We start from the raw sequence: 12,200 nt of genomic DNA on the forward strand, positions 1-12,200 counted from the left end.
GATTATAAGAATTAATTTCTCCACTGATAAGTTCGACTTTTTGCAGCTGAACTCGCCTCTAACTCTTTGATTTATAAGGTGGCAAAACTTGCATTTCGGAATTAATCAGCGCTCTCCTAGCAATAGGACCAGCCCCAATAGTAGAAGCGCAACACGCGTTTCATATCATGGAGCATTTCACGCAGCAATTTATCGACGGCATTGCATACCACCGAAAAAAATATCCACCAGATGATCGATTGAAGAGCTCGTCAAATTCCTCTGATCGATACTGAGGGAGACGGCCGTAATAACACAGACCAGGTCGTCGAACGAAACATCATTTCGGACAATTCCGCTTTCTTGCGCTTGCGACAGAAGCGTGGAGCCAAGTTCAGCGACCGCCATGCAGCCAGGGGTACCGCTATGTAATACAGTGCCGATCGATGAGGCCAGTCCACGGTAGGTATTGATGAGAACCACAAGCTGCTCGACATAAAGGGGCAAAGCCTCCAGTTCAGGCAGCTGAGCCCCTTTCTCGCGACAGTTGGATGCCAGCCCAATCAACCGATCACTGTAGGTGGCCGCAAGCAACTCTTCCCGGGTCTAGTAGCGCCGGTAGAGTGTGCCGATTCCGACCCCAGCTCGCTTTGCAATCGCCTCAAGCGACGCGGCGCCGCCCTGCTCGCCAAACATTTCCTCAGCGGCGGCAATGATCCGCTCGCGGTTCTGTCGCGCCTCAGCCCGCAGCAACGTCCCATCGTCCATTCTGCCCCCGCTTCCCTTACAATTTCGGCCTGGACAGGCCTGCGAGACGGTAGGGCCCGCCATATTCCCACAATGCCGCGGAGTTATTCTTACGCTTGTACCTGCCCGCCACTTGGCGAACCTGGCCATGGAAGATGCTGAAATGAGAATTTTGCTGGTTGAGGACGAGATCGAATTTGCCGACACGGTGCGCGGCGCGCTCGCGCGCGAGAAGTACGTGGTCGACCACGTCGACCGCCTGGCACTGGCGACCGAGGCGTGCCGCTGGAATGTGTATGACCTTGCCCTGCTCGACCGCACCCTGCCCGATGGCGATGGCCTGTCGCTGCTGCCTTCCCTGCGGGCTGCGCATCCTGGCATTGCCGTCATCGTCCTGACTGCGCGCGGCGAAGTAGCCGACCGCGTCAACGGCCTCGACGAGGGGGCGGACGATTACCTGGTCAAGCCCTTCGCGCTCGATGAGCTGTTCGCGCGTATCCGCGCGGTTCGGCGCCGCCCGGTGGAACTTGGCCCCGAAGAGATCCACGTTGGCGCACTCGTCTTCGACGTTGCCAATGACGAGGCCAGCGTCAACGGGGTGCGCCTGACGCTGGCCCGCCGCGAGCTGCGGGTATTGTCAACGCTGGTCAAACGCCGTGGCCGCACGGTGCTGCGCGAATCGCTCGCCCAGGGCGTGTATGGTTTCGACGACGCCATCCAGTCAAACACGCTCGATTCCCATATCTCGCGCCTGCGCGGCAAGCTGGCCGCGGCGAACGCGGGCGTCGAGATCCACGCCATCAAAGGGGTCGGGTACCTGTTGCAGGTACGCGAGTGAGCCGCAAGCGGCCATCACTGAAATGGCCACTGATCATCCAGCCATTGCTGCTTCAGTTCGCCATCGTGGCCGCCAGCGTCGCCATCACGGTCGCAGTAGCGACCCGCGCCGACAGCGGCGGGCCATACACCGACGAGACGATCACCCCGGTCATTGCCGATGCCATCGTGCGTAGCGCCGACGGCAGCCTCGCGGTGCGGTCGACGCCACAGCTGGCAGCCCTGCGCGCCGAGACGCCGGCCATGTGGTTCATGGCCGAGGACGACAGCGGCCGCCGCGTCAGCTACGGCCAGGTGCCGGCGCAATATGCCCGCGTTACCGGCCTGTTGCGTAACCTCGCCTATGGACACGTGCGCGACCGCCTTCCCCCTTACGCATTGACCGCCGTCATCCGCCGCGAGCAGTCCCCCGTCGGCCCCCTGACGATCATGGGGCATGGCAAGCTGAACGAGCTGACCTTCACCATCATGCTGGCTTCCACCCTCGGCGCTCTTCCGATCCTCGCGCTGATGGCGCTGGTAGCGGTGTTCGCGATCCCCTGGATCGTCAAGCGCTCTCTGGCGGGCGTGGCGCGGATCGCTGACGAAGCCAAGCGGATCGATGCAGGCCGACGCGGCGTTCGCCTCAGCGAGGAACAGGTGCCAAGGGAGATTGCGCCGCTGGTGCGCGCGGTGAACGATGCGCTTGGCCGCCTCGACGAAGGCTATGAGCGGCAGCGCCGCTTCATTGCCTCCGCAGCCCATGAATTGCGCACGCCCATCGCCATCCTGCGCGTCAAGGTCGACGCGGCGCAGGAAGCCTCGACGCGCAGGCTGGGCAGCGATATCGAGCGCCTCGCCAACCTGGCAGAACAGATGCTCGATCTCCAGCGCCTCGATTCCACCTGGACCGACAAGGAGTTCGACCTTGCCTCGCTGCTGCGCCGCGTGGCCGGCGACCTGGCGCCGCTTCTGATCGCTGGCAATCGGTCGATTGAGGTGATTGTCGATGAGGCGCAGCCGGTCCGCGGCGATGCCAGTGCGATTGAACGGGTGGCAACGAACCTGGTGCAGAACGCCATCGACCATGGCGGGCGCCACGTGACCATCCGCGTCCAGGGCGCAGCCTTCGAGGTCGAGGACGATGGGCCGGGCATTCCGCCTGACGAGCGCGAGCGCGTATTCGAGCCTTTCCATCGCTTGCGGCCGCGCTCGACAGGTAGCGGCCTCGGCCTGCACCTGGTGCAGCAGGTGGTCGAACGCCACGGCGGCCGCGTGTCCATCCTGGGCGCGGCCGGCGGCGGCACGATTGCCCGGGTTGAATTTCCACCGATGGGGCCGCTACCGCTGAACACCCCATGATCACGCAATCCTGATCTGTTCTACTGTCTTCCAGGGCGACACGTTCGCCCGCGACCGCACGGTCGCGAACCGGAAATTTTTACAGGAGAACAATCGATGATTAAACCTTACTTCACCGCAATGCGCCGACCCGCCCTGGCGCTGGGCATCGCCGTCGTACTGAGCGCCAGCCTTGGTGCATGTGTGGCGCCAGAGCAGCGCCGCCAGGCCAACCTCTATGAGGACGGCTCAACCTGCGCCGAATTTGGTGCGCGTCCGGGTACGACCGCGTACACCGAATGCATGCTGACGCAGCAGACCCGGCGCGACAACAAGCAACGCAATTCGCTTGAGCAAACTGCCCTGACCTCCCAGATTGCCAAGGACAGCCAGGAAATGACCCGCAAGGTCCAGTGCGACCGCGATGCGAAAAAGGACCGCGAGGCTGGACGCTACCCACGCCGCTGCAACTAAGCGATGGCTTGAAACTGATACTCCGCGAAATCAAGCAGCGGCAGTGGACTGTTCAACATGCGTCAGTTCAGAAAGCCGTGATGACATAGCGGGACACATCCCGGGTCGGCGGCAGGTAGGACAGTTCCTCGTGGTCCGCCATGCGCTTCATCATGCGGCGCAGTGCGTACTGAAGGTGCACGTCCGCTTGCCGTTGTGGAAAAACTCGTGGCATCCCTGCAGCACATACCCGTCGACAAAGCTCACTTCAAAGCGCACCGCGCCGCAAGCGCCGTCCTGCGCCCACGCGAGAAGGACACGTTCGGTGCTGTGGAAATCGCTGAGCACGGCAGTCGCGTTCCTGGCGTTCCACAGGCGGATGCTCACCACGTCGATCTCCTCCTCGGCGTACGGATGGAAGGATGCAGGACTGGTGAGTGTCAGTTCCATGGAAGACCTCTCGTTTAACGCGGCGGTTTCGGCAGGGGAATAAACTCAGTTTCGCCCGGCACCTTGTCGAAGCGCTGCTGTTCCCAGTCGTCGGCCGCCCGCGCCAGGCGTTCCTTGCTCGACGAAACAAAATTCCAGAAGATGAAGCGAGGGCCGTCCAGCGGTTCACCGCCGATGACCACGAACTGCGCCCCGCCCTCGGTGCTGATGCGCGCGCCCGTGCCGGGTTCGAGGTAGGCCATCGTATGCGCGGCCAGGGGCGCACCGTCGATGTCGATTGCACCGCCCACCGCGTAAATGGCCGCTTCCTCGGGCAGGTCAGCCAGCACCAGGTCGCCCCCTGCATCGAGCCGGATGTCGAGGTACAGCGTCTCGCTGAAAGTCACCACCGGCGACGTCAGGCCGAATGCCGAGCCGATCAACACGCGCGCATGGCCCCCGTCGAAACGAACAGACGGAATGGCGCTCGCTGGCGTATGCGCGAAGCTCGGCGCCACTTCCTCGTGCGATTTGGGCAGCGCGGCCCACAGTTGCAGGCCATGACTGCGGCGCGGCTGGCCGGCCAGATCGGCCGGCACCCGCTCGGAATGGACAATGCCGCTGCCGGACGTCATCCAGTTGATCGCACCCGGTTCGACGCGCTGCACCGAGCCGACGCTGTCGCGGTGCTCCATGGCGCCTTCGTACAGGTAGCTCACGGTGGCCAGGCCGATGTGCGGATGCGGACGCACATCATGGTTGGCGTCCGCCGGGGCATCCAGGGGACCGAAGTGATCAAAGAAAATGAACGGACCGACGGCCTGCTTGGCCGCGGCGGGCAGCACGCGGCGCACCTTGAGGCCGCCGCCGAGGTCTTTTTCGTGGGACTTGAAGAAAGTAGAAATAGTCATGGCGTCACGCGAGTGAAGTGGTGATGTGGGTGGTGACCGTGGTCATCAGTTTGTGCACCGGGCATTTTTCAGCAACGGCCAGCAGGTCCAGTCGTTGGTCCTCGCGCAAGTCGCCTGACAGGTGCAGCACGGTATGCAGGCGGTACACGCCCTTGCGTTCTTCGCTGTTATCCCGTTCTGTGACAATGCGCACATCGGTCAGCGGGATCTCCTTGCGGCGCGCATACCAGACCATGGTCAGCGCCTTGCAGGCCGAGACCGCGGCGTCGTAAAGGTCGTGAGGGTCAGGACCAGTGTCCCCACCGCCCTCGGCAAGGCTACCGTCGACGGCGAACTCGTGGGCTCTGACGTGAACAACGAGGCGCATGGGTTGCGCCAGGTCGCGTGTGACGGTGATGGACATGATGTGATCCATGTGGTTGTAGGTAAATAAATTTACATCAATTTATGAATGCGCGCTGGAAGGCCGATGGCCGCGACGCTGTCGATGTCGATGTCGATTTCGATTTCGATTTCCATTTTCGCTCCTTCCAATGTGCTCCTGTCAAAACCGGAAGTTCGCCATCGCACTGACCATCCTGATTGGCCGCGATGAGCCCGTGTCGCGAATAAAGCTGCCTGGATCGAACACGCTCGCCGACGCGGAGAGGTTGAGTTCTGGCGTGGCTTGCCAGGCAATGGCCAGTTCGAGCTGCTTGCCGATGAAGCGCGCGTCACTCTCGCTCCCGCCTCGTAGAAGCTGGCCCGGGACGGAGTAGACGCCGTCATCCGTGCTCTGTCGCCAGAAGGCCGCGCCGGCAAGCGAGACCGCCATGTCGGCGCGAGGATGGATGGCGAAGGACGGCTTGACGTGAACCAGGTTCCTCGGGCCAACGGGCGTCAATGCGCCCAGGAACTTCCCGTTCGGGAACATCGGGTTGAATGTTCCCAGCCGCGAATCGTCGCGGTCTCTGTCCCCAGAGACGATGTCGGCCGCCAGGTGCAAAGCAGGCCGCAGTGGCGCGGTGGCAAAACGATAGCCGACCTCGGTGGCTACGCCCCAGGCCAGACTGCGCTGGCCGGCGAATGTCCCTCTCTGAACAGCAGCCTCGACGTTCCAGTGCCAGGAACCGGTGTCGCCAAAAGCTCTGGTCCCAAAGGTATGGATGATGTGTTTTCCAGCCCCCTGGTCGTAGACCGCTTTGCGATCCCGTAAACCAAGGTAGTAGGCATCGACGCCGAACGAGCGCCCGCCACCCAGCCAGTGCGTCGTGTAGAAGCCCCAGGTCGACTTCTGGCGCGATCCCCGATCGTCGAAATCGTCTGGCGAAGTATCTACAGGGCGAAGATAGAAAGCCGTTACCTCGCGGCGCGGCCCCTTCACCGTCGCATCGACCCCATCAAACGCCTGGGGAATGCCGGGCCCGTAGCGCGTGCTGACAAAACGTCCCGCGCCCAGCGACAGTAGCTTGCGGCCGACGGACACCCGCAGCGTCGTCCCCTCGGCGACCTCTGCTTCGACTTCGGCGAACGCCTGCAGCATATCGGCGCCCGTGGTATCGACAGGCGTCCTTGGGCGACTGTGTGCGCCGGAGATCGCGGTCACGATTGGCTGGGCGAATACCCTGATGCTGCCGGCATGCAGATCCGCATAGGGCATGAACCGATGCCAGGCATAGCCATCGTCGGGCGCCGATCCCCAGTTTGTATTCTGATATGCTTCATAACGGGACCGCGCCTCCATGCCCGTCGTGAGGTAGACCGCGCCATCCTCGCGCAACGGGATGTACTTCAGCGGTTCCGTCCAGCGCCCTGCTCCCTCGCCGATACGCGCGAGATGCGACCAGTCCTCCGGGTAACGCTCGACAGTCAAGGTCGGGGCGCGATCGACATTGGTCCCGGGCGCGCTCGCCATGACAGGCTTGTCGTCAACCTGCGCCGCCTGGACAGCAACGGGGGTATTGGCGAGCAAGAAGACAGTGGCGAATCGACGCAGAGTTCGACGTTGGCGAGGAGTGATCATTTGATGCTTTCGTCAGGGCTTGAACCACGCGAGATCCACGCGCCTGAGTGGTGGACTCGGCCGCCAATCAGGCACAGGCTTTTACTTGGCCTCGTAATATCCTCCAAAATATTTCACAGGGGACCAGGCCGGCAGGATCGCGGGGAGCGTCGGGGCAAGCTTGCTGTAATCCTGCGAACCGAACACCACCTTGCCGTTCATGACCGTCAGGACCGATGCAATGGACTTGATCTGATTTTCCGGCGCAGTGAAGTAGTCCTTGTCCAGCAGCGCGAAGTCCGCCAGTTGCCCTGGAGCGATCGTGCCCAGTTCGTCCTCCGCGTGCATGAACCAGGCCGCCCGGCGCGTGAACAAGTCCAGCGCCTCGGACCGAGTAAGGCGGTTGTCTTTTGCCAGGACTTCGGACCCGGACACCGATTTGCCAGACACCATCCAGCTAATGCCGACCCAAGGGTTGAAGGTGGCGGCACGGAACGCGTCAGTGCTCATGGCCACGTTGACGCCACTATCGACGAGCTTGCGCAGGCGCGGCGTGAGCAGTGCCTTTTCCCGGCCGTGCGTCTTGATGAATCCATCGCCATGCAAGGCCATCTTGGGGTCCAGCGCAATGCCACCGCCTAGCGCCTTTACCCTGGCGATATTCGCCGCGCTGATCGTCTCAGCATGCTCGATACTCCACCGCAAACCGTTGAGCGGCGTTTTCTTGTTCAGCCCCTCCAAGGCGTCGAGGAAGGACGTGATGTTCTCGTCGTAACTGATGTGCAAGCGGAACGGAATGCGCCGCTGGACCAGCTTGGTCACATCCTGATCGACCAGTTCGCGCCATTTCTCTGGCGGAATGATGACCGCAGGCCGGTCGAAGTTCTCATGATCGTGGACATCCAGATGCAGCACTTCGCCGGCACCGCGATAGACCAGGCCATGGGCCAGCGTCGGATGCAGGTTGTCTCCGGGACTGATCGGCGCGGTCTTGGTGATGGCATTAATTTGCGCATCGACCATGTTCATCGGCGTGCCGTCGCCGAACTGCATGTCGACAAACGGCATGCGCAGGTTGAACCGGTTGTCGCGGGCCAGGATATCGACATTGGCCTGAAGCCGTGGATAACCCCTGTTGCCGGCATCGACGGCTGACGTGACCCCGAAACGATTCATATTGTGGACGACCTGGATCAGCGAACTCACCTCTTCAGCGGGGGTAAGCTGCGGCACCATGGTTTCCATTGCGATGTAGGTGAAGGTGTAGCCATCAACGATACCCGTGTAGTTCCCTTTGCTGTCTTTCTCGAATTCGGTGCCGGGCAGAGCGGGAAACTTGTCGGTGCCTACGCCAAAAGCTTTCATCGCAGCTTGATTCAGAAATGCGCGGTTGTACGCGTATTGCACGATAAGTGGATGGTTGGGAACGGCCTTGCGCAGCTCTTCCATGGTAGGGAAGCGATTCTCTTTGAACTGGTAAGGCGACCAGCCGCCGATCACCTTGACCCACTGCCCCTCAGGCGTGCGTTTGGACTGCTCGCTCAGCATCGCCAGGGCCTGGCGCAGCGTCGGCACGCCGTCCCAGCGCACGTTGTAGTTGTACCCGCTCTCGTTGAGCACGTGGGTATGGGAGTCGATAATCCCTGGAATCAGCCGACGGCTGCGCGAATCGATGATGCGGGTACTGGCGCCTTTCAAGGCCAGAATCTCGGCGTCGGTACCGACCGAATAAATGCGGCCATTCTTGACAGCCAGTGCCGATGCTTCGGGCTGCGCCAGATTTCCAGTAAAAATTTTTGCGTTGTGAACAATCAGGTCTGCGCCGGGCGCATTTGGCTTGACCTGCCCGTGGGCGACGGTCACGCCGAACGCCGCCATCAATGTGATCAGTAGTCTGCGAATCATGATGATCCCCTTTAGAAAAAAATTAAACAGGCTCGCGGCCGAGCTCAGGTCCCACCGCCATCGAGCTCAGCCTTTAAACACCGGAACACTGCCGCCCTGCTGACGGCGGTCGCCGGCTTCGACCAACAGTGTGCGCAGGCGCTCGATGTTGGCTTCGCCCGTGACGAGCGACTCTGCAGAGGTATGAACGGAGTACCGGCCGAGGTGAAGCTCATGCGCGTGCGGGACCGCACTGCCGATGACGATGACCGCCTCGCCATTCGGAGACGCTTGCACTTTGAATGCTTGTTCGGATTGCTCGAAGAGAAGCATCTCGCCCTCTCTGGCGCCAATATCCCCTTCCAGTTCGCCGCGTGCCACCGCAAGCCAAGCCACCGTCTGCTGCGCTGGCGGCACGAAGGTCCATTGGCTACCAACTGGCAGCCTGAGGAGCAGATAGGTAATGCCATCGGGCGACCGCGCCGGACTGCGCATGCCGTCATAGCTACCCAGGATCACGTGCGCGGGCCCGGTGGTTGGCACGCTTTGCGCTTCGACGTACTGACTGTCGACCGCCTCGAGCTCGAGCTCCGGGCCCAACGCAATCCAAAGCTGGAAGCCCTGGACCGTGGGTGAATTCCCGGCTGACATTTCCTTGCCATGCCACACACCGCCGCCGGCGCGCATCCACTCGAAGCCGCCGAATCCGATGTAACCCGATACATCTGCAGGGTCGTCGAAGCGCAGGTCTCCTTCCGTAATCACCGTAATCGTCGCCAGTCCGGAATGCGGATGAATCGGCATCTGCGTGCGCGAATCGTGCAAATCCAGCTCGAACAGGTCGAGGAAGACGAATGGTTTGAGGGTCTGGCCCAGATCGCCAGGACTCATCAACCGGGTGATCGGACCGTGGAAGAAGCCGCGCGTCCGGTGCGTAATTCGGCGCGGGGTCGTCGCAGCGGCAATGTCGTTTGAATTGAATTGGCTCATACCTTCCTCCATTGCTGATACCCGTGTTGCACAGGCAATTTGCTAGAACATCGTGCCGTTCATCGCAGCCATAAAGGCCGCCGGATTCCAATACTCGCGGTAATTAACGATCAAGCCATTGTTGAAAGTGACGAAGGTGGCGTAACTCATTTCATAGGGATTGCCATTGCCGATCACCTGACCCGAGACGCTCCACTCGGCGATCGCAAGTTGGGGATGGTCGGTGGCGTAGATAGTCATCGTGCGCGTCTTTTTCAGATCAATGATGGAGGGATAATCTTTTAGGTAGTCGTAAATAGCCGTGCGACCGACAATCTTTCTGGACGCCTCGTCAGGCGCGAAAGGAAACCCGAACACGACGTTCACATCGCACAGTTCGACAAAGCCTTTGATGTCTTTGGCCAGGAAGGTCTTCAGGCCGCGCCGCAACAACACTGCGGCTGAGGCGGCGCCATCTTGCGGTGCCTTGACGGGCGCAGCGCCAGCATTGCTATATCCGTTTTCCATGTCTTTCTCCATGTTGTAATGTTTCCTGATCGCCTAATGCCCAGCGATGTAGACAGTATAGTAAGCAGAGTTGGGGCCTGCGTTGCCGGCCTTGCGCTATTGGTGCCGATCTTGTGGTTGGATTCGCCAGCGTTCCCAATGGAACGCTGGCCTGGGCCTTACTTGCCCTTGCCTACTTCGAACGCAGGTGCATCCGGATCGGTCTTCACCGTCCAGCTGCCGCTTTGCCTGAAGGACGCGGCCGACGCATAGGTGTCCTCCATGAACTGGAAGTACGCGATCTTTCCATTCTTCACCTTCGCATGGATGGAGAATGGCGAACTGAAAGACGTGCCAACAGCGACCGAGCGGTATGTGAACGTTCCGAACACGGCGACGTTCTCTCCCGCTCCGAACATGTCCGTCACCTTGAAGTCCTCGATCTTCCAGTACTTAGCGACGCGTTTGAACGTTGTGCTAAAACCTTCCGGCCCCGTCGACTTACCCGCCCACGGCTCGATTTTCTTCAGCTCGGGATTGTCGAATGTCAGCGAAATATAGGTCGCGTCCGGCGCAACCAAGCGCTTGGCCGCCGCGTCGACCTTATCTGGTGCGGTGTTTTCAAGAAACTCCTTAACAACCGCGACCGGTTCGCGGTGCGCGGCGCTCTTGCTTGCAGGCTGTGCAATGGCCACGACTGGGTTTAACAGCGCTGCGGCGCTGAGCGACAACACGGTGGCGGAAAGTGTGTGCCGTGCGGCGCTGGCGGTTATGGTGGCAATGGATTTCATGATCATTCCTTTCGTTGGTGAATGGAGAGCCCAGGATATGCTGGAATCTCGCGGGACGTCCGCGGCACCTGCCGCTTTCATACACCAATATTGCAAGCGGCGTGCCAGTCCCCGGCAAGGACCCAAAACACGCCGGAATACTGCATCGCAGCAAATTCATGAAGCCTTTAAACCGGCTTAAAGAAGGACAGTTCTTGGCGCAATGAACCGTGAGCTTTTTCGCTGATGACGCGTCTATTAAATGGTAAATTTTCCTTTTCGCGTCCAGATCAGTTCACCAAACAATTAAGATCATCAATACGGACAACTTTTCAGTTGCCCTGCGACTGATGCATAAGGAAACAACTTGATTACATTCCCAGAGGTGCATCGGCTGTTCGCACGACGAATGCAGGATCGTCGGGAAGCCGGTTGAGAATTGGCCCGACGCAGAGGACCATACGTCCTACTTTGAACCCGAATCCATTGTGAGCCAGCTGCTGGAATTATCTTCCCAGGTCGAGACGCTGCGCAGCAGCCTCAAAAAAGACCGCAGCTTGGAGGACATGGTCGGCGAGTCGCCAAGCTTCAGGCAAGCCTATCGCCTGGTCGAGAACGCCGCTGAAACCAGCGTCACCGTGCTGCTGTCGGGCGAGACTGGCGTCGGCAAGGAACGCTTTGCCCGCGCCATTCACAGCCGGAGCCGGCGCAAGGACAAGCCCTTAGTGACAATCAACTGTGCAGCCCTTCCGCATGACCTACAATCAGAGAATTGGCAGTCATTTACTGCTGTGAGCCTGCCGTAATCTACCTGCGAACCATGACAGTGCAATAGCCGGAATTGAGATAATAGCGGCATAAAAGATTCCTGCGCCCAACATTGCGGCAGCACCCGAAGACGCTAGAGTCACCGGGATTTGAGCGAACATGACAATGGCGCCTGCGGACCACTGTGAACGCTTAAGCACCGCCCCCATGATCACTGACAAAGCAAGCGCTGCGGGATAAATGATGGTCCAATAAGTAGCCAGGTCCCATGGTTCCGCAACCCCAGTGATTGCTGAGACACAAGTCCAAAAAATTAGGGAGATAACGCATACAGCAGTGAATGCCATGAATTTCCCATCAGAGTTTTTTAAAGAACGCGCGCACGTGAACAGCGCGGCCGGGCCGGTAATCCGCGCGATCCTGTACACCTTTCAGGCTCGTATAGGAGATGATCGCCCTACGGAGGCGCACCATCTCCTATCCTGGGGTCGAACCGAGGCGGGCAAAATGCTAAGGCGAACAGCAACGACGGTAGCAGCGCAACATTGCGCCATCATGGCATCAAGTTCCGAGATCGGAAATTAAGCCACTCTGGCAACTGCAAATTTTACGGAAATATATTGACGCCATCGGTACCTACCGTAC

Annotated in this window: 14 protein-coding genes; 4 read left to right on the forward strand and 10 right to left on the reverse strand. The window is 60.2% G+C overall.

Annotated elements, in window-relative coordinates; all coding sequences use genetic code 11:
• Window positions 1-189 precede the first annotated feature (189 nt).
• Window positions 190-573, reverse strand: coding sequence for an SbtR family transcriptional regulator (locus HGB41_RS20990; RefSeq protein ID WP_229423154.1), 384 nt, complete (start codon window positions 571-573; stop codon window positions 190-192).
• Window positions 574-585: 12 nt separating this feature from the next.
• Complete coding sequence (locus HGB41_RS23885) at window positions 586-876, reverse strand: TetR/AcrR family transcriptional regulator (protein WP_308788946.1); 291 nt, start codon at window positions 874-876, stop codon at window positions 586-588.
• 13 nt (window positions 877-889) lie between these two features.
• On the opposite strand from HGB41_RS23885, the gene HGB41_RS20995 reads away from it, so the two are divergent.
• The 3 genes from HGB41_RS20995 to HGB41_RS21005 all read left to right on the forward strand — a co-directional run bounded on the left by HGB41_RS20995 (window position 890) and on the right by HGB41_RS21005 (window position 3,357).
• Window positions 890-1,564, forward strand: a complete 675-nt coding sequence (locus tag HGB41_RS20995) for a response regulator (protein WP_171088161.1) — start codon at window positions 890-892, stop codon at window positions 1,562-1,564.
• Between the two features lie 44 nt (window positions 1,565-1,608).
• Window positions 1,609-2,904, forward strand: a complete 1,296-nt coding sequence (locus HGB41_RS21000) for a sensor histidine kinase (RefSeq protein WP_212761051.1) — start codon at window positions 1,609-1,611, stop codon at window positions 2,902-2,904.
• 96 nt (window positions 2,905-3,000) lie between these two features.
• Window positions 3,001-3,357, forward strand: a complete 357-nt coding sequence (locus HGB41_RS21005; protein WP_171088166.1) for a hypothetical protein — start codon at window positions 3,001-3,003, stop codon at window positions 3,355-3,357.
• Between the two features lie 150 nt (window positions 3,358-3,507).
• Here HGB41_RS21005 and HGB41_RS21010 read toward each other — a convergent pair whose 3' ends face one another.
• From HGB41_RS21010 to HGB41_RS21045, 8 genes are all read right to left on the reverse strand, one after another.
• On the reverse strand, window positions 3,508-3,786 hold the full coding sequence (locus tag HGB41_RS21010; protein ID WP_171088167.1) for a hypothetical protein: 279 nt from the start codon (window positions 3,784-3,786) through the stop codon (window positions 3,508-3,510).
• A 14-nt stretch (window positions 3,787-3,800) separates the two neighbouring features.
• Entirely contained in the window at window positions 3,801-4,676 is an 876-nt protein-coding gene (locus HGB41_RS21015; protein WP_171088169.1) for a pirin family protein, read from the reverse strand.
• Window positions 4,677-4,680: 4 nt separating this feature from the next.
• Entirely contained in the window at window positions 4,681-5,079 is a 399-nt protein-coding gene (locus HGB41_RS21020) for an OsmC family protein (RefSeq protein ID WP_171088171.1), read from the reverse strand.
• 141 nt (window positions 5,080-5,220) lie between these two features.
• Window positions 5,221-6,678, reverse strand: coding sequence for an alginate export family protein (locus HGB41_RS21025; protein ID WP_171088173.1), 1,458 nt, complete (start codon window positions 6,676-6,678; stop codon window positions 5,221-5,223).
• Window positions 6,679-6,759: 81 nt separating this feature from the next.
• The gene (locus HGB41_RS21030) at window positions 6,760-8,562 is read right to left on the reverse strand and encodes an amidohydrolase (RefSeq protein WP_171088175.1); all 1,803 of its coding nucleotides are present in this window, start codon (window positions 8,560-8,562) and stop codon (window positions 6,760-6,762) included.
• A gap of 66 nt (window positions 8,563-8,628) precedes the next feature.
• Window positions 8,629-9,531, reverse strand: a complete 903-nt coding sequence (locus HGB41_RS21035) for a pirin family protein (protein WP_171088178.1) — start codon at window positions 9,529-9,531, stop codon at window positions 8,629-8,631.
• Window positions 9,532-9,573: 42 nt separating this feature from the next.
• The gene (locus tag HGB41_RS21040) at window positions 9,574-10,050 is read right to left on the reverse strand and encodes a nuclear transport factor 2 family protein (protein ID WP_212761052.1); all 477 of its coding nucleotides are present in this window, start codon (window positions 10,048-10,050) and stop codon (window positions 9,574-9,576) included.
• A 146-nt stretch (window positions 10,051-10,196) separates the two neighbouring features.
• Window positions 10,197-10,808 carry a nuclear transport factor 2 family protein gene (locus HGB41_RS21045; protein ID WP_171088180.1) on the reverse strand — a complete coding sequence of 204 codons (612 nt, stop codon included), beginning with the start codon at window positions 10,806-10,808 and terminating at the stop codon, window positions 10,197-10,199.
• A gap of 467 nt (window positions 10,809-11,275) precedes the next feature.
• Here HGB41_RS21045 and HGB41_RS21050 point away from each other — a divergent pair, with 467 nt between their 5' ends.
• Entirely contained in the window at window positions 11,276-11,593 is a 318-nt protein-coding gene (locus HGB41_RS21050) for a sigma 54-interacting transcriptional regulator (RefSeq protein ID WP_371868565.1), read from the forward strand.
• Window positions 11,594-12,200: the final 607 nt, after the last annotated feature.

Origin of the sequence: Telluria aromaticivorans, assembly GCF_013003915.1 — a bacterium.
Lineage (GTDB): Bacteria > Pseudomonadota > Gammaproteobacteria > Burkholderiales > Burkholderiaceae_D > Telluria > Telluria aromaticivorans.